General features: G+C 66.2%; 22 protein-coding genes. All 22 read right to left on the bottom strand.

What is annotated here, in order from left to right; all coding sequences use genetic code 11:
• Positions 1-10: 10 nt before the first annotated feature.
• Positions 11-406 (bottom strand): TIGR03757 family integrating conjugative element protein, encoded by a 396-nt coding sequence (locus D106_RS0103335; RefSeq protein WP_018879203.1) that lies wholly within the window; start codon positions 404-406, stop codon positions 11-13.
• Entirely contained in the window at positions 403-828 is a 426-nt protein-coding gene (locus tag D106_RS0103330; RefSeq protein WP_018158351.1) for a hypothetical protein, read from the bottom strand. Before D106_RS0103330 ends, D106_RS0103335 begins: the two co-directional genes overlap by 4 nt.
• Positions 825-3,566, bottom strand: a complete 2,742-nt coding sequence (locus D106_RS0103325; protein WP_018879202.1) for a conjugative transfer ATPase — start codon at positions 3,564-3,566, stop codon at positions 825-827. Before D106_RS0103325 ends, D106_RS0103330 begins: the two co-directional genes overlap by 4 nt.
• Entirely contained in the window at positions 3,566-3,985 is a 420-nt protein-coding gene (locus D106_RS0103320; RefSeq protein ID WP_155983869.1) for a TIGR03751 family conjugal transfer lipoprotein, read from the bottom strand. Before D106_RS0103320 ends, D106_RS0103325 begins: the two co-directional genes overlap by 1 nt.
• Complete coding sequence (locus D106_RS0103315) at positions 3,942-5,348, bottom strand: TIGR03752 family integrating conjugative element protein (protein ID WP_018879201.1); 1,407 nt, start codon at positions 5,346-5,348, stop codon at positions 3,942-3,944. The genes D106_RS0103320 and D106_RS0103315 overlap by 44 nt, the downstream gene beginning before the upstream one ends.
• Entirely contained in the window at positions 5,333-6,115 is a 783-nt protein-coding gene (locus D106_RS0103310; RefSeq protein ID WP_018879200.1) for a TIGR03749 family integrating conjugative element protein, read from the bottom strand. Before D106_RS0103310 ends, D106_RS0103315 begins: the two co-directional genes overlap by 16 nt.
• Entirely contained in the window at positions 6,115-6,741 is a 627-nt protein-coding gene (locus D106_RS0103305) for a PFL_4703 family integrating conjugative element protein (RefSeq protein WP_018879199.1), read from the bottom strand. The genes D106_RS0103310 and D106_RS0103305 overlap by 1 nt, the downstream gene beginning before the upstream one ends.
• Positions 6,738-7,070 (bottom strand): TIGR03750 family conjugal transfer protein, encoded by a 333-nt coding sequence (locus D106_RS0103300; RefSeq protein ID WP_017926573.1) that lies wholly within the window; start codon positions 7,068-7,070, stop codon positions 6,738-6,740. Before D106_RS0103300 ends, D106_RS0103305 begins: the two co-directional genes overlap by 4 nt.
• A gap of 38 nt (positions 7,071-7,108) precedes the next feature.
• Positions 7,109-7,483 carry a TIGR03745 family integrating conjugative element membrane protein gene (locus D106_RS0103295; protein WP_018879198.1) on the bottom strand — a complete coding sequence of 125 codons (375 nt, stop codon included), beginning with the start codon at positions 7,481-7,483 and terminating at the stop codon, positions 7,109-7,111.
• Positions 7,484-7,495: 12 nt separating this feature from the next.
• The gene (locus D106_RS0103290) at positions 7,496-7,729 is read right to left on the bottom strand and encodes a DUF3262 family protein (RefSeq protein ID WP_018158359.1); all 234 of its coding nucleotides are present in this window, start codon (positions 7,727-7,729) and stop codon (positions 7,496-7,498) included.
• Entirely contained in the window at positions 7,726-8,028 is a 303-nt protein-coding gene (locus tag D106_RS0103285; RefSeq protein ID WP_018879197.1) for an RAQPRD family integrative conjugative element protein, read from the bottom strand. Before D106_RS0103285 ends, D106_RS0103290 begins: the two co-directional genes overlap by 4 nt.
• Before the next feature lie 309 nt (positions 8,029-8,337).
• Positions 8,338-9,081, bottom strand: coding sequence for a TIGR03747 family integrating conjugative element membrane protein (locus tag D106_RS0103280; protein WP_018879196.1), 744 nt, complete (start codon positions 9,079-9,081; stop codon positions 8,338-8,340).
• On the bottom strand, positions 9,081-11,162 hold the full coding sequence (gene traD, locus D106_RS0103275; protein ID WP_018879195.1) for a type IV conjugative transfer system coupling protein TraD: 2,082 nt from the start codon (positions 11,160-11,162) through the stop codon (positions 9,081-9,083). Before traD ends, D106_RS0103280 begins: the two co-directional genes overlap by 1 nt.
• The gene (locus tag D106_RS0103270; protein WP_018878700.1) at positions 11,159-11,671 is read right to left on the bottom strand and encodes a PFL_4695 family integrating conjugative element protein; all 513 of its coding nucleotides are present in this window, start codon (positions 11,669-11,671) and stop codon (positions 11,159-11,161) included. The genes traD and D106_RS0103270 overlap by 4 nt, the downstream gene beginning before the upstream one ends.
• Positions 11,672-11,685: 14 nt before the next feature.
• A complete protein-coding gene (locus D106_RS14570; protein ID WP_231372859.1) occupies positions 11,686-12,084 on the bottom strand; it encodes a transglycosylase SLT domain-containing protein in 399 nt (132 codons plus the stop codon).
• A gap of 80 nt (positions 12,085-12,164) precedes the next feature.
• A complete protein-coding gene (locus tag D106_RS0103260; RefSeq protein WP_017926581.1) occupies positions 12,165-12,935 on the bottom strand; it encodes a TIGR03759 family integrating conjugative element protein in 771 nt (256 codons plus the stop codon).
• Positions 12,932-13,171 carry a hypothetical protein gene (locus D106_RS0103255; RefSeq protein ID WP_017926582.1) on the bottom strand — a complete coding sequence of 80 codons (240 nt, stop codon included), beginning with the start codon at positions 13,169-13,171 and terminating at the stop codon, positions 12,932-12,934. Before D106_RS0103255 ends, D106_RS0103260 begins: the two co-directional genes overlap by 4 nt.
• Before the next feature lie 15 nt (positions 13,172-13,186).
• Positions 13,187-13,894: a hypothetical protein gene (locus D106_RS0103250; RefSeq protein ID WP_018879193.1), complete on the bottom strand. Its 708-nt coding sequence runs from the start codon at positions 13,892-13,894 to the stop codon at positions 13,187-13,189.
• A complete protein-coding gene (locus tag D106_RS0103245; protein WP_018879192.1) occupies positions 13,891-14,595 on the bottom strand; it encodes a hypothetical protein in 705 nt (234 codons plus the stop codon). Before D106_RS0103245 ends, D106_RS0103250 begins: the two co-directional genes overlap by 4 nt.
• A 955-nt stretch (positions 14,596-15,550) precedes the next feature.
• On the bottom strand, positions 15,551-16,006 hold the full coding sequence (locus tag D106_RS0103240) for a hypothetical protein (protein ID WP_018879191.1): 456 nt from the start codon (positions 16,004-16,006) through the stop codon (positions 15,551-15,553).
• 129 nt (positions 16,007-16,135) lie between these two features.
• The gene (locus D106_RS0103235; RefSeq protein WP_018879190.1) at positions 16,136-16,780 is read right to left on the bottom strand and encodes a hypothetical protein; all 645 of its coding nucleotides are present in this window, start codon (positions 16,778-16,780) and stop codon (positions 16,136-16,138) included.
• Between the two features lie 249 nt (positions 16,781-17,029).
• Positions 17,030-17,464 (bottom strand): hypothetical protein, encoded by a 435-nt coding sequence (locus tag D106_RS0103230; protein WP_018879189.1) that lies wholly within the window; start codon positions 17,462-17,464, stop codon positions 17,030-17,032.
• Positions 17,465-17,615 lie beyond the last annotated feature (151 nt).

Here is a 17,615-nt window from a genome sequence, read left to right as displayed (position 1 = left end):
GACCCCCGGATCATTGCCGCCACCGTTCATACTCGCGCAGGCCGCGCGCGAGGTCCGTTGTGCCATACACCACGGCCTGGCCGTCGAAGACGATGGCCGGTACTTGTTCAATGTTCAGACGATAGGCGCGCAGCAGCGGATCGTAGGCGGCTTCGAGATCCCGATGCGCCCGGGCGTCCAGGCGCTCCTGAGCGATCGCGGCCGCGGCCTCGGGGTCGGCTGGAAGCCCCTGACTCAGGGCCTCCGTGGCTCGGTCCACGGCGTCCACATGATGGATCTCGATGGGGATCCCCCGGCGGTCGGCCGGCGTGGTGGATACGGTCGTACCGGTGGTCACGAAGACCTCGATCTGCCCCGGGTCGGCACTGGCGGGGCTGATCCCCACCAGGAGCAGCACGGCAATCATTCGTCGCATGAGCGGCCTCCTGCGCTGGATTTCGAGGGAAGTTGCAGCTGCGCCCGGAAGCGCCGTTGGGGTTCGTTCAGCATGCGCTCGCACACCCGGCCTTCTGCCTCAGCCAGACGGATCGCCAGATCCCGAAGCGGACCCTTGAGCGTCTCGGCCTGCTCGAACTCCCGGGCCAGTGTCACGGGCGAATGCCCGTGCAGTGTCAGTTCCATCAGCACGCCGTCGCGTTGGGCATCGGTAAGCCAACCGCCCTTGTGGATCAGCTGGCCCTCGCCCTGCAGCGGGAGGGTGTGGATCTCCAGGTGCTCCGGGATGCCGTCGTGGCCGGGCATCAGGAACAGGCCCTTGCGACCCCCGGCGACCAACAGCCATTCGGTCCAGGCGAAGTCGGTGGCCCAAAGGGTGTGTTGATTGATCACGGCGCGTCTCCTCCGATCCGGCGCGCGACTTCTTCGGCGGCTTCGACTTCCGAGCACGCCAGCTCGTCCATGATCTTTCGGCGCTCCGATTTCTCGTGCTTCTCGGTCATCGCCAGGGCCAGGGCGATCGGGGGTGGGACGTTGCGGAACAGCGTTTCAACCTGGTCGGCCAGGACCACGCCCTCGACGTACTTGCCGGGTTCCTTGCGGGCTCCGAGCAGCAGGCTCTTCTGTTCGCTGGTGAGGTCCTTGAAGCGGGCGATCTGCTCGATCTCCTCCTTCGGCATCACCAGGCACATCCACCACTCCATCATGTTGAGCATCTTCCGGGACGCATCCGGGAAGTCCTCCAGGTTCTGCGTGGCGATCCAGAACCAGGCCCCGAGCTTGCGCCACATCTTCGTGATCTTGACGACGTAGGGGGCGAGCAACGGATTGGTCGTGATCATGTGCCCCTCGTCGGTGAGCACGAGGGTCGGGCGTTCGGAGTGCTGGTGTTGCTCGACCAGGTCGTTGATATGGTTCATCAGGCCGACGTAGGCCACCGTGAGCTGATCCTCGTAGCCCTCGCGCGCCATGATCCCCATATCGACGATCGTGACGTCGGCCTCCGGCCAGCGCTCGCCGGCCCGGTTGAAGACCTTGCCGGCGAACCCGTGACAGAACACCTCCATCGACTGCGCCATTTCGCTGACGCGCTTGCGGCGTTCGGGGGAATCTTCCTCCTTCGCGACCTCGTGCAACCCGGCGACCACGTCTTCGGTCAGGACCTGTTCGCGCCCCGCCGCGCGGACGTTCTTGGCGGCACGGAGGATGCCGTTGGCGATGGCCGTGTTGTCCGGGCGGCGCATGTGCGCCTCCTCGCGAGGATCGCCCCCGGTGATCATAATTTTGGCCGCGATCTGCATTTCGCCGAGCAGGTCGCGCCCCTCCTCGATGTCGTCCTCCTCGTCCTCGTCGGGTTCTTCTTCCTCGATCTTCCTGTCCACCAGGGGGTCATCGAGGAGTTGGGTCGCCGCCGCGAACGGCGGCAGGCTGACCCGCTCCTTGGGGGTGAGGGAGACCTGATTGACCGAGACGCCACGGTGGTCCAGGTACTGACCCAGCAGACCAAACGAGTTGCCCGCCTCGATGATGAAGATCCGGGGGCGGTAGACCGCCACCATCTGGAGGATCAGATAGGTGAGCAGGGCGGATTTGCCGGCCCCGGTGGGGCCGAGGATCAACGCGTGGGCGTTCTTCTTCCGGTCCGAGGGATGCAGCGGATCGAACATCAGGGGCTCGGCGCCCCGGTTGTAGAACAGAAACCCGGCGTGGTCCGTCCCCTTCGTGCGGCCGTAGAGGGGGAGCAGGGCGGCGAGGTGGTCGGCATACACGTAGCGGCTCCGGCGCGTGACGCGCTCCAGGGCCGGGTCATAGGCCATCGGGAGCGCGCGCAGATAGGTGTCCAGCGGGAGCAGCTCGGCCTCTCGGGTGATGATCTGGAGGCCGTTTGCCACCAGACGCGAGGCCAGCTCGTTGCGCCGACGCACCAGCTGCGTGTCGTCCTCCGCGCGGATATAGAAAGCGATTTGGGTGGGGTAGAGCTTGTTGCCGCGCGCGAGTTCTTCCTGCGCGGTCTCCACCTCCTCCAGTGCCAGCCGGGATTCGATGTTGTCCCCACGGGACGCGGCGTGGATCTGCCCGATATGGTTGGAGACCTGGTCCTGCGGCTGGATGGTGATCGTGACCGAGAGGATCGTGCCTTCGGGGGCACGGTCGAACAGCGCATAGATGTTCTCGCCGGCCTGGCGTTCCGCCGTGAAATGCCCGGTCTTGGGGGCTTGCCGCAGACTCTGGACGTTCAGCACCGCATGGGGCATCCCGTCGAAGCGCCAGACGCCGGCCTCGGCATCCGACACCGGCATCGAATAGGTGAACAGTTCGGCCAGGTCGCGGCCGAACGGGAGATCCTCGTCCCCCGGATAGGGGGCGACGTTCAGCAGCTTCTCCGGGTCGCCATCGGCCACCTCGGGGCGGGGGTTGAACCACGGGACGAGCCATTCGTACAGGTCCTGCGCCTTGCAACGCTTCACGCCGACTCCAACGGCCTCCAGGGAGGTCGCCCATTGGGCGGCCACCTGGTTGAGGGTCTCCTCGGGGGACAGATCACCCGCGATCGAGCGGCGGTACAGGCACGCGCGCACGCGCCGTTTCTGCCCGCGCCACGCGCCGCCGGTGACCTGCTGATCGACGAAGAGACCGCCCTCCTGCGAGATCCGGTGCAGATGGTCGTCCACCTCCGCGAGGTAGGCGTCCCGAAACGGATTGTCTTCGGACCGCTCGCGGGAGTAGGACCGGATATGGTCGGTGACCCCGCCCAGCGCGGGATCGTCCTGCACGAACACCTGCAGCACCCACGGGGCCCCGTCCACTTCGGGAACCGAATCGGTCAGCGCGCCCTGGATCTGCTGGCGCAGGTCCTCCATGTACTCGGGCGTGCGCGCCTCGGAGCTGGCCGGGATCAGCTCGAACAGCGCACCGACGCTGTTGCGGTCTTCCAGGAGAAACACCTGAGTCGCCGGGTCGTAGTCCGTCCACGGCAACAGGTCCGTGAACGAGTTGGGCCGGCGGTAGAGGTCCTTGACCTCGGCCTGCGTCACCGGACGCGACCCGCCCAGGTTCGGGTCGGGCCCCTGATTCTCGTCTTCATCCCTTGCCGAACGGCCGGGGAGGAGCGAGGTGAGCATTTTCAGCATCATCGGGCTCCCGCCTCTCCGGGGAGTGCGTAGTGGTGGCGGTCATACATCGGGAACGACGTCGAATACCCGGGCACGGGCACCTCGTCGCGACCGGCCAGGTGCGGGTAGACGAACATCACCAGGGTCGGATTCGGGACCCGACTGAATCGCGTCTCGATTTCGTCCTGGGCGGATCGGGTGTAGCCCGCGAGATCCGCCGTGCCCTCCTGGACGTCTCGGCCGATCGGCTGTTGCAGCGCCTGACGCGCGGCATCGACATCGGTGCGCCCCATGGACTCGAAGTGTCCTTCGTACACCTCGTCCATAGTGGGGCCGTCCTTCGGGATCACCTTGTCCGCCGAAGTGGAGGCGCAGCCGGCGGTCAGGACCGCACTAATCAAGAGTGCGATGGGTAGAGCGGCGCTCGAACGCTTCATGGGAGACCCTTCTGCCTTCAAGTTCATAATCGATCCTCAGTTCCCGGTCGAGGTGGACGGCGACCGTCTCGCCGGCGGGGGCGAAGACCGCGTCGAAGTGGCTTTCCTGGCGCTCCCGCAGCCACTGCGCGACTTCGCGGGCGGCACCGGAAGCCGCGCGGCCGGCAATGAACTCCCCGGTGTCGCCGGTGACGATGTTCTGTGTGAACCCCTCCTGACCCACGATCTGCGTGGTCTGAGCGGCAGCGGCGGCGTCCGCAGCGGCTTGTGCCGTCACGATGCCGGTGGCCTGCGCCAGGTAGGCCGGTGCATTGGAAATGCGATCGCCCGGGATGCAGGGAACGCCCTGCTCGTTGGAGATCCAGCCGAGGGTGTCACCGGAATCCCCATCGGGATCCGGCAGAGTGCGAACGGTGCCGTCCTGAAAGACGAAGGTGACCGACTCCACCGAGCCCCGGACACAGGACAGTGTCCAGTCGCCCATCGCGGTCCCGGAGAAGATCATCCCCTCGATATTGGGGATGTCGATGTCGTTGGCGGCCAGGTTGCGTTCGCCGACGATCACCTTGAACGGCACCGGGTCTTCGACCGTCCCGCCGTGCGGTACACGCCCGATCAGGGCCGTCATGGCAGTGGAGCCCATCAGGGTCGAATTGCGCGGCACCGTGTACCGGGGATCTTCCTCCGGCGTATCCGTGCCGGTGGCGCGCGCCGCCGTGTCGCGGGCGTGCTCCACGCCGGCGGCGCCGCGATCCCGGATGGTGCCGGCCACCGACCGGCTGCGATCGAGGAGTCCGCCCCCTTCTTCTTCTGGGTCATAGCCCACGGGATTCGTCCAACGCAGGGTGTCGGCGGACTCGGGTTCGGCCGTGCGCGTGCGGTCCTGAATGACCGGGGCCTCGTCTTCCCGAATGCCTAGACCGATCGGAATGTCGCTCCCGGGCACCAGGTCGGGATCCTCTTCTTCCCGCTGCTCCAGCTGCTGGCCCATGTCCTGTACGCGGGAGCTGAGCTGGTCCATGCGCCCGAGGAGTCCCTCCAGGTGGCTCTGGCGCTCGGGGTCCGGCTCCTGCCGTGCTTCCTCGGCCAGCTGCTCGCGCATCCGCTGGTTGTCTTCGCGCAGTTCGCGCAGCTGTCGGCGCGTCTCGCGCTGCTCGGCCGTCAGGGTGCGGATGGTGTCGGTGGCCGTGTCCGCGTCCGGTTGCGCCGCCGCCTGCCGCTGGTCCAACGAGTCCGGTGCCTCGGCCGTCGGCTCGGTGCCGCAGGAGCGAAGCATCACCAGGATCATCAATGCGCCAACGGCCAGGCCGATGATCGGCAGAAGTCGATTGCCCTTGGTGGAAACCATCAGCGCACCCCCCAAAAGCTCTCGTCAAAGGGGCGATCCGACACGACATACACGGCGGTCGTGTCGGCTTCGTGGCCGGCCGGGTGCAGCCGTGCATGCTGAAAGGTGGCCGTCAGCCAGTCGCCCCGCAGGTCGCGGGGGTCGAGCGTCACCGGGGATTCCGTGGCGTTGCGTAGCTTGACGGCGGTGACGTACCAGCGCCCGCCGCGCCAGGCCGCGAGCGGTTCGGCGGTGACGGCCGCGCCCCGGACCAGGCGGACCGGTTCCTGGTTCAGCGAAACCTGGCGCACGCCAGGCATCTGCGGGGCGAGCCGGCTGGGGCCATACAGGGATTGGGACGCGAATCGCGTCAGCGCCACGTAGTCCAGGTTTTGGTGGTCGGGTTTGGCGTCGGGGACGTCCGTCGCGTGGTCCCGCCGACTCCCCGGCCGATGAATGACGACCTCATTGGCGCGGGCGCCGTCCTCGGCCGAAAGGTCGAGCATGAACGTCGCCCCGGATTCGACATCGGCAATGACGGCGCGGGCGGGGCCGAACGAGGATTGCGCCTTGAGGTACACAATTCCGTCGTTCGAGAACACGCGGACCTGATCATCAATGTGAGGTGGAAGCCCCACGCGGACGTGCCCGGCCGGGAAGCGGATCAGCCGCTCCTGCCCGACGGGCAGGGTGACCTGGACGGGCGTACCGTCCCACGTAATGCGGTCGGGGCTGTCGCCGGCGGTGGCCGACACCGGCCCCGCGAGGGCCGCGATTAGGGCAATGGCGAGGATCGGTCGCATTACTGCTCCTCCTCCGGGTCGATGCGATAGGGATCTTGGACGAAGCCCGCGAGGGCGAGCCCCCAGGGGTTCGCTTCAGGGTCGATGTCGTAGGCGACCACCCGCAGGGGGTAGCGGATGAACACCTGCTTGACGCGCTCGCCGTCGATGCGCTCCTCGACCTCCACGTCCAGCCATACGGTCCACGTACCGTCGCCCGTGGCTTGCACGCGATCCGGGGTGTAACGCAGGCCGTCGATCTCCCGGATGAACCGACTGCGATGCCGCAGCTCGCCGCTGCGCGCGCGTTGCTCCCGGTCCGCTTCGAGGGTTTGCTGAAAGCGCGGCGTCAGGAACGCCTGCAGCGACCAGAGATTGTCCGAGTAGTCCTCGCGGCCGTCCTCGGGCCAGCGATGGACCTGCTGCCAGATATAGAACGCGAAGGTGTACACCGACGCGGGATGCACCTCTCCGGCTTCCAGAACCCCGCCGGTCCGAAGATCCGGGGGGATGTGCACGGTCAGGCGGTCGGGGGCCTGCTGCCATCCAAACCACAGGCCGAGGGCCACGACTGCCATGACGGCAATGACGCCCCGGAGGGTGTTGATGTGCGATCGGGCACTGTCGAGTTCCTTGCGGTATCTCACGAACGTCTCCCCAGGTCCCAGGTCCCGCTGCGCAGCGTCACCGGGACCTTGCGCAGGCCGCTCCGGTGAAGGGCGAGCATGGCGCGTTGTTGGTAGTAGCCGGTGGGGCGGCCCCGCTTGATCTTCTGGAAGATCGTGGCGGTGATGAATACGGTCCCCAGCACGGCGACCGCCGCGAATCCGACGCCCATCATCGGAGCGCCGACCACGAAACCGAGCAGGATCCCGACGGGTAGCCAGCCGATCACGGCGAGCACGAGAATGGCGAGCAGCTCACTGGAGGAGCAGCCACGAAAGATGGGCGGCTCCTCGTTGAGCCGTTCGGCCATTCGGTTTTCGAGTCCGGGTGTCGCCATGACGAAGAAGCTCAGGACTCCATGATCGACATGGCTTGAGTGACGAAGAAGCTCAGGACGAGGAGGATCACGGCACCCACCACGCCAAGCAGACCCACCTCGCCCCATTCGGCCTTTCCTTGGCGGGCCTCGTTGAACTTGGTCAGCGCGGTCCAGGACACCCACAGGAAGGAAGCGATGGCGATCAGCGTCCCGAGGAGGGTCGCTCCCTCGTAGAGGTAGCCGCGCATGAGGTCGATCCAGTTGCCGGCCGTGAACCCTCCGTCGGGCTCGGGGGCCGTGGGCAGGTTCTGCGCCCAGGCGGGTGTCGTGTGCAGGGCGACCACCACGCCACTCAGGAACATGGTGCGGGCGCGAGCCCAATAGCGTTTACAGGTACTCAACATCGTTGTGTCCTCCTATGGACGGATGAAATAACCCACGAGCATCACCACCACGGCAGCTCGAATGGCGACCCACAACAGGTCCAACATCGGTATTTCGCGGTCACTCCAGGCGCGGAACTGGCCCATCACGACCCACATGAGCCAGATTAGGTAGGTGACCGCGACAATCGCCGCGATCGCGAGCCCGAGATCGGCGCCACTCGCGCCGGCCCACTGCTCGAACTGACTGGAGGCGTCGCCACTCACCGGCGGTAATCACCACTGAGGGGCTCGACCCGGCGCGGTTGGGCGCGCGGTGCCCGGAGGTGCTCCTCGATGCCGGCCTGCACCCGCTCCAGGTCTTGGCGCAGCCAGTCGTACTGGAAGCGGATCCGTGCGTCGGGGTCGGCATGGGCTTCGGCCTGATCGACCAGCGCGTGCAGGGCCTGGATCTCGTGCGCGAGTCGGCTCAGGCTCTCGCGTTCCGCATCGCGGTCGGCCAGGGCCGCCGGTGTGAGGGTGATCATCACCACGCCCGTAGCGAGCGCGACCAGGGTTCTGTGCATGGCGTGTGACTCCGAGGCGTTAGCGTGAGACACAGTCTTCTGATTCCCGGCCGTGGCGACTACGAAAAATCCTCAAACCATTCGCGAGGGTTTTTCCGGCGCCCGGGTTGAGCCCCTGCGCCGTGCGATTCGAGCCTTCGGAAAGGGCGGGTTTGGCGAGGGTGAAACGTGGGTGGGCCGAGCAGACTGCATCGCAAGCCCGAGCGGGAGTGCGGCGTCGAACGTTGGTGGTAAGGGGTTTGGCGTCCGGCCGTCCGGGGGTGGAGAAACGCGGTGCGCTCGTGACACTCGCAGCGGTGGGTGGGGTTCTCAGAGGTACTTCTTGAAGCTCGAAGCGGTAATGGCGATGGTGATCGCATTGAGCAGGGCAAACGGGAGAATGACCCAGTTTGGGTGGACCGAAAACGGCAGCGCGAGGTAGACCACCCAGGCCATGGCGATCGAGGGCGCCATCAGGCGTTTCGCGTGGTGATAGACGAACGACGATTCGCGGCCGCCTCCCCAGCGGCGCAGATCGCGCTGCACGAGTCCATCGACCAGGGCCACCATGGCGAAGAGGACGAACACCGGCATGGCGAGGGTCAGCACCCCCAGGCGGAGGGCGAAGACCTGCGTGATCGCCATGCCGGCCAGGACATAGGGCTCGATGGACTGATAGCCGTTGCGCAGGGAGTGCACCATCCGGCCATCCTCGGGGTGCGCGGGAATCGACAGCCACTCCACGAGCGAGTGGATCCCCGTGTACTCAAATAGGAAGCGATAGGACACCTCCGCGAAGCTGCGCGCGTAGCTCCCCGGATCCGCGGTCAACATGGACTGGCGAAAATCCTCGTTGAGGTAGCCGATCTCGCGTTCGAGCATCTGCTGGCTGTGCTGGATGCCCTGGTCCGGCCAGATCCAGGTCATGCCGACCCATTCCGCCACCAGGGAAAAAAGCAACGCCGCGAGCAGCCACAGGACGACCTGCCCCGCGAGGTTCAGCGTGCGCCCGATCAGCCCCGGCTCGCGCTGCTGCGCGGGGTGTTTCGATGCCTGTCGGTTCGCGCTCGCCATCAGGCGGATTCCTGCGGAGCGACCGGCATGGCGGTGTCCTGCCACCAATGCTCGGCGGTGGTGTAATCGCGCTGCATGCGCTCGGCGATGTCGGCGAGCGATCCGGGCATCACCGGATCCGCTTTACTGTCCGGGAGCGGCATGCGGATCTTCCAGAGCTGTCCCCCCTCGATCAGGGCGAACGCCTGACCCTTGGGCAGGGTGACGATGTCGGACGGCGTGAGCAGCGGGACCTCGGTTACCGTGATGCGGTCTTCGTTGCGGCTGGAGAAGTGCTGGTCGGATTCGGGATCGGCCGAGTCGTTGGTGCCGGATACCTGCATGAGCGTGTTGATCTCGACCTGCGGAAGTTGCTCCGTGAGCATTTCGGCCGTCTCGTACTCCTTCACCCGCAGCATGACCAGCGTGTTGAAGTTACCGGCCACCTGGCCGGCCTTGGGCTTGGATCCGATCCGGGCCTCGACGTCGGACCAGGTCTGCGTATAGGCCGTGACCTGGAACCCCGCTCCACCGGCCTTGTTCAGCAGGGGGATGAACTCGTCGCCGATCAGCTCGTTGAACTCGTCGGCATGCACGTTGACGGTCGGGAGTCCCGACCGGCCACCGTCCGGCAGGCCGTCGTCCTGCCCATGCTTGTACAGCTGACCCGCGACGGAGCAGAGATCCGCGAACATCGAGTTGCCCACGGCCGCCGCGACGTCGGCATCCGAGAGCGCGTCGAGGCCCACGTAGACGATGCCGCCGGTGCGGATGATCTCCCGCCAGGAGAAGATCGGGCGAGGGTCGTCGGTGTCGAGATAGTCGGGGGCGATCAGCTCCGCCGTCTTGCCGGTGGTCAGCTTTTCCATCAGGGGGAGCAGCGAGGCCACGATCTTGTCGAAGTAGGTCTTGTCGTACTCGAACGCGCTGCGCAGGCCATCGGCCACGGGGTCGAACAGTCCCTGCTCCTTGGCGTAGAGCATCAGGGCAACGGCTCGCCGGTCCCGGCCCTGCAGGTTGCGCGGTAGCTGGCGTTCGTTGGTGTTGGCCTCGCGCCGCTCCACTTCCTCCTTCCAGCCTTCGGGGGCCACGCCGGGGAGCCAGTGCTCGTAGTATTCGATCAGCAGCGGCTCGATGTAGGTGATGTGCCGGAGGATCTGTTGGTAATCGGGGCGTCGGCCCAGCGCCACGATCGCCTGAGAAACGATGTTCACGAACCGCCACGCGAACTCCTTGAAGGCGGCGCTGTTGCCTTCGCTCGGGAGCTGGTTCGAGACACGGGTGGCGACCTCGGTGATCCGACTGAACGACCCGACGGCGTTGTAGCGAGCGGAGTGGTCCGGGTAACCGAGGTGAAACATATAGAACTGGTCTTCGCGCCCCGCGCGGCGGGCCTCGGCATACATGCGCTTGAGCAGCTCGGCATCCCCCTTGGGGTCAATGACGATGGTGACGTCGCCGCGTCGGATGTCCTGAGTGATCAGGACCTCGGCCAGCCGCGTCTTGCCCACCCGGGTCGTGCCCAGGACCAGGGTATGCCCCACGCGCTCCCCGAGATCCGTCCAGGCATCTTCCTCGTCCGGCTCAACGGCGTGCAGCGCGGGTTTCCCGCCCACGGGAGGCAGAGGGGCCAGGGGGTTCCACCAGGATCGCTTCCCGAGTGCGCGCGCAATGCCGCGCAGCCCGGGCGTGGACTCCCACTGGACCTCCTTGCGGCGGGCCCAGCGGTACAGGGGGCCGGGATCCACGTAATGCTGGACTTCCGGCCGGATCGTGTCCCGCAAGCGCTGCGTGTGCTTCTGCGTCCAGCGAAACCCCCGTCCGAGGTAGAGCTTCCGGCGCGAGACGGGGATCTGTTTCGCGCTCATGGAGAACTCGGGCAGCTGTCGGAGGTGGCGGTGATACCGGACGATTCGCCACCCCTGCCGCGCTCGGTGTACGGCCAGTGCCCCGAGCATCAAAGCCGCGACCCAGGCGATCGAGGGGGTCATCATCAGGGCCCAGGGCGCGGCGACCGCGATGACGGCGGCGGCGCCGGCCACAAAGGCGGAGTAGAACTCGACCGGCGGCCGTAGCAGGGCCTCGACGGGCAGCTGGCTCACTGTTCGATTCCCTCGCGCGAGATCAGGACCGGGTAGACGTCGAGCTGCAACCGCTCGGCGAGATCATCGCCGTGCGAGAGTTGGACCGGGATCCCGTGCGCGGTGTCGCGCACCCGTTCGAGGTCCTCGGGGGTGTCCGCCTGAACGAGCATGCACACGGCCCCCGCCTGCATGAGCGCGACCCGGTGGTGTTCCAGCCAGGCGAGCGATTGCGAGTCCGATCCCACCAGGCAGAGCGGGCGCGGCATATTCCGGAGTGTCTCGCGCACATGCGCCGGTGGCTGCCCCTGCAGCGGTGCCACGCGCAAGCGGGACGGCTCGATGGGCAGCATACGCTCGGCCGCGTCGTTCAACGGGGGGAGCGCGGCCGTATTGCGAGGTGTCGGCTCCTCGGCACCCTCCAGGCGCTCAAGGTACGGGCCTGCCGGTTGGCCTTCGCCGGTATCGAGGATCACCTCCAGGGCCTGCGCAGAAGCGGGCACAAGGAGGAAGGACAGCAGAGCGGCCATAAGGGGTTTCGGAATCACGGCAGAGCCTCCAGATGGTGTTGGACGCGGGCCCGGTGGCGGGCGGCGTTGGTGGTGTTCGAGGGCGCGTGATAGAGGCCGCTGGCTTCCAGCCAGTGGCCGCTGCGTTCGTACTGCTCGCGCAGGATGGCGGCACCGATGCGGAGGTTCCTATAGGGGTCGAGGGCCAGGGCCGGGTCCTGGAGCCGTTCCTCGTGCCAGTGCCAGTTGACCTGCATGAGTCCTATATCGATGTTCCGCTTCCCGGCCGCGAGGTGGCGTTCCAGGGCGTCCAGCGCCTCCTGGTACGTTCGGTATCGCTCCGGCCGCCCACCTACGTTGAGGGTCCAGGGCCACGGCCGCGCCGCACCCGTGGACAGCCGTGCGCCGGACTCGGCGGCGGCGAGGGCGTACAGGACATCGGCCGGAACACCCTCGGCCTGAGCGACACGGTGATAGCCTTCAGGAACGCCCGCTGCCGCCCGGGTCGCAAGCGCTAGGGCAAGACCGGCTGCCAGCGCTGCCCGGATTGCCGCAACAGCGAGGGCGTGTCGTGATCGGCCAGCGTGCCGTCGTCGTGATTGAGGGTGATACGACCGGCTCGCACCAGATCGATCGGGACCGCGTTCTCCGCCGCCCATCGGCGCACCTCCTGATCCGCATCGGTATCCGTCAGAAAGACGTCCAGCCGCCATTGGGCCCCGTCCTGCAAGCGCTCCACGGCGCGTTCCAGGATGTCCCCGCAGCGGTTGCAGTCGCGGGCGGCGACCAGGACCACGCGATCATCCGCACCGAGGTCGTCCAGGGTGGAGGTCCTCGGCTCACTCATGCGGGGTGTGGCACCCGTCGCGGAGCCGGACCGGTCACGCGGCTCGATCAGCACCCTGTCCGGGTAGAGGCGATCCCACGCGGCATCGTAGGCATGCTGGAAGGCCAGTTCTCCGGTGACGCGATCCCGCTCCTGCTCCACGGCCAGCTCGGCGTAGTACCGACGTTCGCGCTCGGTCTCTGCATGAATCCCCAGGACCCATATCGGGTCCAGATCCGGCGACCAGAGTCCCCGTGGACCCTCCATGATGGCGTCGTAGCGTTCCCACTCGGCGTCGGAGAGATCCCAATGCTGTGTTCGGGCCGGTGCCGTTTCGACGCCTTCGGACGCTCGGGCCTCGGCGCGGGTCGCGTCGGACTCGACCGAACTGGCCTGAACGGTGCCGGACAGTCCGGCCGTCACCAGCAACGCGATCACGGAGTAGCGAGGCCGGGTCATGGGCGCCCCCGCATGCAGGGGCGCCCATCAATGAAATAGACCCGCTGTTCCCATTTGGACGAAAGATCGGCTTCGACCCGGGTTCGCTCGGCGACCTGGTCAAGGCAGGTCGGCGGCGGCTCGGGAATCGCGACGGGCTCGACGGGGGGCGGCTCGGGTGCCACCTCGGGTTCCGGATCGTGCGTGGCCGCGATGACGCCGACCCCAATCAACAGCAAAACGACAGCTCCACCCATGATGATCTCCTGCTCCTACTCGTCGTGGATGGCGAGGGCGTGCATGAACCCGCGTGGGTGCCGAAGGACCGCGACGCCGGCATCCGGATCGAGGCTTTCCAGCGTCCATTGCCCGTAGCGTCCACCCACGCGGATCCGTTCGCGGCCATTCGCGCCTTCCAGGATGGCGAAGTGGCGAGCCCCCCAGTGTTCGATACCCGTCAGGGTGGCGTTCGGTTCGGGGGTTTCGGGTGCTTCCTCCAGACGGGCGACGCGCCGCTGCGTGGCGCTCAGATCGCCCCTCAGCGCCTCGATGGGCTCCAGGGTCTCCGAGGACTCCACCTCGGCACGGAGATCCATCAGTTCACCCTGCAGAGCTTCCAGTCGGTCGGTCACGGCCTGATCGGGGCCCTGGTTGTCGATCGCAGACTCCAGCCCGTCGAGCTTGTCGCGGAAGTCGCGTTGCTCGGAGCGCAGCTCACGCAGCTCCTCGTCCTGACTGGCGACCCGCGCCTCCAGGGAGGCGAGCAGCATTTCCTGTTCGTTGAAGTCCGCTCCATCTGCCTCCGCGACCGGTTCGGCCGGCACGGGCTCGGGTTCCTCGGTTTCGGCCCCTCCGCCGCCGATGAACATCAGGAGCAACCCCGTTACGACGGCGAGGCCGACGACCGGCCCCGCGATCTTGAGCCAGCGCGGGATGGGCTGAGGCGCTGGACGATGGTCCGACTTCTCGTTCGTGCTCATTGATCACCTCGCAGAATCGACCGGGCGCGGGACGGGGCATACCGGGCGGCCACCTCGTCGCTGGGGATCTCCAGTTCGGCGCCGGTGCGGAGCTGATTCGGGTTCGGCGCATTGGCCGGGAAGAACGCGTGCGGGTTGGCCTCGAACAGCGCGGCGGCCATGCGCGACGGCTGCTCCGGCGAAATCGCCTCGGCGATGGAACCGAGGGTCTCGCCGCGCTGAACCGGACCATACAGGCGGGCTGTTGGGGGCTGTGGCGCGAGCACGTCGCGCACGGTGTCGGCTTTGATCGCGTGACCTCGCGCCCGTGCGGACTCGGCATAAGGCGCACGCGGCTCGTAGGAGATTTCCCGCATGGCGGGATCGACGACCAGGCGCCAGGTGGGGCCGGCGAGGGTGGTCAGCGCATTCTCAAGGCTCAGGGGCCCCAGCTCTCGATGCACCTCGGGAAGCGGTCGGGTCAGGAGCACCCGCATGGCCGGGTCCGCCTTGGCCGGGTCCTCCAGTCGATACCCGCTGTGTGTCAGGAGGTAGGTGAGCGCGGAGCCGACGTGCCGGACGTCCGACGGGAAATCCATCTGGACCGTGACCTGCAGGGGCTGCACCTGCTCGGGTGCGGGCGCATCGGTGGCGGTGAGGTATCGACCCACCTGAATGTCACTGGCCGCAGCGGTTCCCCAGGAGGTGAACGCCAGCGCCACAAGGAGTGCGGGTAACCGTGTTCGCATGTCTTGCCTCGCCTGCTTGGAATAAAGACCCGCGCCAAAGGAGGCGCGGGCACCAGCCCTAAGGGGTATGGGCTGCCCGCCGCCAAGGCAGCGGACGTCGCCAATTCTCCGGGTCCCGCGTGTGGCGACTACGAAAAATCCTGAAGCGAGCGCGAAGGGTTTTTGAGTTATCCACAAAAACTGGGGATAACTGCATGGGAAAGAGAGGGAAGAAAGCGAGGGAACAAGGACTTGCCAGGCGTGGGCAAAACGTAACCAGCCACCCCGGTTGGGTCGGGGGTGGCTGATCCGCGAGTTGACTTCGATTGAGGTGCTTCAGGACCGGGCGCGTCGATTGTGCGAGGGCCCGGTCGAGTGGGAGGTTTCCCCAGGGCGGAGCGATCTCACCCTCCTGCAGTAGCGAGTCGTATTCCGGCGATCCATGGTTTTGGGGGGATGGATCTATCTCGAATGGCGCGGCAGTACCGCACAAAGGGACCCACGCTGCATCTGGCGGTGGGCGGCCAGTGATTTGAATCACGGAGACCAGGGTCTCCCCACGGCGGGCGCTATGCACCGACCGTGGGGAGACCCCCCTAAACCATTCGAGAAGAACTCGTGCCGGGCCCGGAGGGCCCAACGAGTTGACTTGTGAACCTCCACCGAGGCTCGGTATTGATCGACTGACCCGAGCCAGGGACAAAATTGGATCAGCCGACAGCGCCGCGCCGCAAAGGGGCAAATGCGGCACCCCCACTCTCGGCGCGTAGGGGCTTTTGCCGACGGGCGTCGGCAAGGGGCCTGATACGCTCAGGCGGGCGGTGTAATACGCATTCAACCGCAAGGGCCCATTCCGGGCAATCCTCCAGACTGCAAATGCTGAATCTCCGCCGTCATTCCCGAGGGTCGCGGTCGGCCCTCGGGAATGACGGCCCGAAGGCCGTCAAGATTAGATCCAGCGGAAGACGTGCTGCAGTCGCTCCCCGTCGTCGCACGGAAGTTCGACCACGTCCGCGCGCGCATTGCTCCACGTAGTTCCGCCGAGTGCCTTCGCTTCCTTCCGTAGCGTCCTCAGTCTCCCGAGAGCGTCCGGAGCAGGAAGCGTGGCGACGTAATCGCCCACCAGGGGTGAGCCCTCGTCGGACACCCGCAGGGTGCGGTATTCCGGCGAAGGAAGCGATGCCGCCACGATCCGAGGGAAATCGATCATCCCTAAAACCGCGTTGGCGGCCTCCGCTCGGCTCAGTCGTGGTAGGCCCTCGGCATCACAGTCCATGTCGAGAAACACCCCATTGGGGTCATTCCAGGCGGCCCAGGCAAGCAGTTCCGCGCGTGTGCCGACCTCCAGGAGTCGCTTCTGGTACAGCGGGTCGCGATACAGCTCCGCGAGTTCATAGGTGTGCATGTGTCTGTCTCCTGCATGGAGGGGACAGACCGCCCCCACGGGGACGGTGTCCCCTTGGGGTGAATAAAAGTCATGGACCCACCGGCAATACCGATGGACCGATCGCCCCCCTTGGTAAAGAGGGCTGGCTTACGTGGTGACGGGTTTCGTCACGAAGTCGAGGGGGTGGTTGCCCATATCTCCGAAGAACTGCTTGTACTCACGGAGCAGAGCCTCCAAAAGCCACGGCTTGTCCGCGACTTGATGGTGGGCTTCCGGTTTCAGGGGCTCCCCAGCCATGGACACGACGAGATCGCCGTTGCCATCCAGTTCGAGGATCAGCGTTTTGCCGTCCGGTCGTTCGATCAGGCTGGGTCCCTGGTTGAGACGAACGAAATGGCTCGCCAAACGGGGAAGCATGGGCTGCTCGTGGTAGAGGATCATTCCATTGACCGCCTCGGCGACGGTCTTCGTGATGTCCCAGACCTCGAACTCGGGCCCTAACAGCTTTGCGAAACAAACGGGGATGTATTCCCCGTCTCGGGTCGCAAGCGACACCCGAATGATGTCGCCCTCCGACCCGCCCGGATGGGCGTAGACGGCGCAGTGGTGGATCTGTGAAAGATACTCATGGAGGCCTTGGCCGTTCATGTCGCGGGGCTTCGACCAGTATTCAATGCTGTTCTCCGGATGACGGCACGCAACGGCGTTTTCGATGAAACGCCGGAAGTTGTCCACGGTGTCCAGCAGTTGCCCGTCCAGGGGTTCCCAGGCATGAAATTGAGAGTAGCGCATGTGTCTGTCTCCGAATGGAGGGGACAGACCGCCCCCACGGGGAGCGGTGTCCCCGTGGTGGGTGAAGTGAATGGATCGACCGGCGAAGCCGGCGCACCCCTGCCCGATCCGGGGGTGCTTTCAGGGGCCTGATACGCTCAGGCGGGCGGTAAAGCCGTCATTCCCGAGGGTCGCGTGCGGCCCTGGGGAATGACGTCCCCGAAGGGGCGTCGTTTTAAGGAATGGGACTCCCCGGAGACGGTCCGGTGGTCACATCAACTGCAGCATGGCGAACATGGAGGCCAGGATCGCGCCGGTTTGAATGAGCAGGGCCCGGTACATTTCGGCACGGGTCACGAACGCCTTTAGGTCCTCCTTGGAGGCCATACGCGACTCGATCGAATCGATCCTCGATCCGATCTCCCGGAGGTCCTCCTTGGAGGCCATACGCGACTCGATCGAATCGATCCTCGATCCGATCTTCCGGAGGTCCCCCTTGGAGGCCATACGGGCTTCCAGTTCTCGGAGGTCCTCCTTCGTGGCCATCTGCTCGCGAAGGAGCCGGAAATCCTCCTTCGTGGCCACCCTCGATTCCATGAGCTCCAGCATCGCCTGCGCTTGCACTTCCGCCTGCTCCTCCGATACACCGGCGGAGCGGAGCTTCTTGACGTAGGCATGGGTGTCGAACGCAATCATGCTTTCCATTATAGCGGTCTCCTCAGAGTGTCGGGACAGACCGCCCCACGGGGAGCGGTGTCCCCGTGGTGGGTGAAGTAAATGGACCGACCGGCGGTGCCGGGCCCCGCCTCCCGGTCCGGAGGGGCTTTAAGGGTGCCTGATACGCTCAGGCGGGCGG

The sequence above is a fragment of the Thioalkalivibrio sp. ALE9 genome (assembly GCF_000377445.1).
GTDB lineage: Bacteria > Pseudomonadota > Gammaproteobacteria > Ectothiorhodospirales > Ectothiorhodospiraceae > Thioalkalivibrio.
Note: the sequence above shows the minus strand (reverse complement) of the source record. Positions and strands in the feature narration are given on the sequence as shown.

Coding starts and splice junctions, on each gene's coding strand:
- D106_RS0103250 (WP_018879193.1), bottom strand. CDS start 13,894: ATGAGCACGAACGAGAAGTCGGACCATCGTCCAGCGCCTCAGCCCATC.
- D106_RS0103255 (WP_017926582.1), bottom strand. CDS start 13,171: ATGGGTGGAGCTGTCGTTTTGCTGTTGATTGGGGTCGGCGTCATCGCG.
- D106_RS0103260 (WP_017926581.1), bottom strand. CDS start 12,935: ATGACCCGGCCTCGCTACTCCGTGATCGCGTTGCTGGTGACGGCCGGA.
- D106_RS0103280 (WP_018879196.1), bottom strand. CDS start 9,081: ATGGCGAGCGCGAACCGACAGGCATCGAAACACCCCGCGCAGCAGCGC.
- D106_RS0103335 (WP_018879203.1), bottom strand. CDS start 406: ATGATTGCCGTGCTGCTCCTGGTGGGGATCAGCCCCGCCAGTGCCGAC.
- D106_RS0103240 (WP_018879191.1), bottom strand. CDS start 16,006: ATGCACACCTATGAACTCGCGGAGCTGTATCGCGACCCGCTGTACCAG.
- D106_RS0103310 (WP_018879200.1), bottom strand. CDS start 6,115: ATGCGACCGATCCTCGCCATTGCCCTAATCGCGGCCCTCGCGGGGCCG.
- D106_RS0103285 (WP_018879197.1), bottom strand. CDS start 8,028: ATGCACAGAACCCTGGTCGCGCTCGCTACGGGCGTGGTGATGATCACC.
- D106_RS0103325 (WP_018879202.1), bottom strand. CDS start 3,566: ATGCTGAAAATGCTCACCTCGCTCCTCCCCGGCCGTTCGGCAAGGGAT.
- D106_RS0103295 (WP_018879198.1), bottom strand. CDS start 7,483: ATGTTGAGTACCTGTAAACGCTATTGGGCTCGCGCCCGCACCATGTTC.
- D106_RS0103230 (WP_018879189.1), bottom strand. CDS start 17,464: ATGGAAAGCATGATTGCGTTCGACACCCATGCCTACGTCAAGAAGCTC.
- D106_RS0103300 (WP_017926573.1), bottom strand. CDS start 7,070: ATGGCCGAACGGCTCAACGAGGAGCCGCCCATCTTTCGTGGCTGCTCC.
- D106_RS0103320 (WP_155983869.1), bottom strand. CDS start 3,985: ATGAAGCGTTCGAGCGCCGCTCTACCCATCGCACTCTTGATTAGTGCG.
- D106_RS0103235 (WP_018879190.1), bottom strand. CDS start 16,780: ATGCGCTACTCTCAATTTCATGCCTGGGAACCCCTGGACGGGCAACTG.
- D106_RS0103270 (WP_018878700.1), bottom strand. CDS start 11,671: ATGGCCGCTCTGCTGTCCTTCCTCCTTGTGCCCGCTTCTGCGCAGGCC.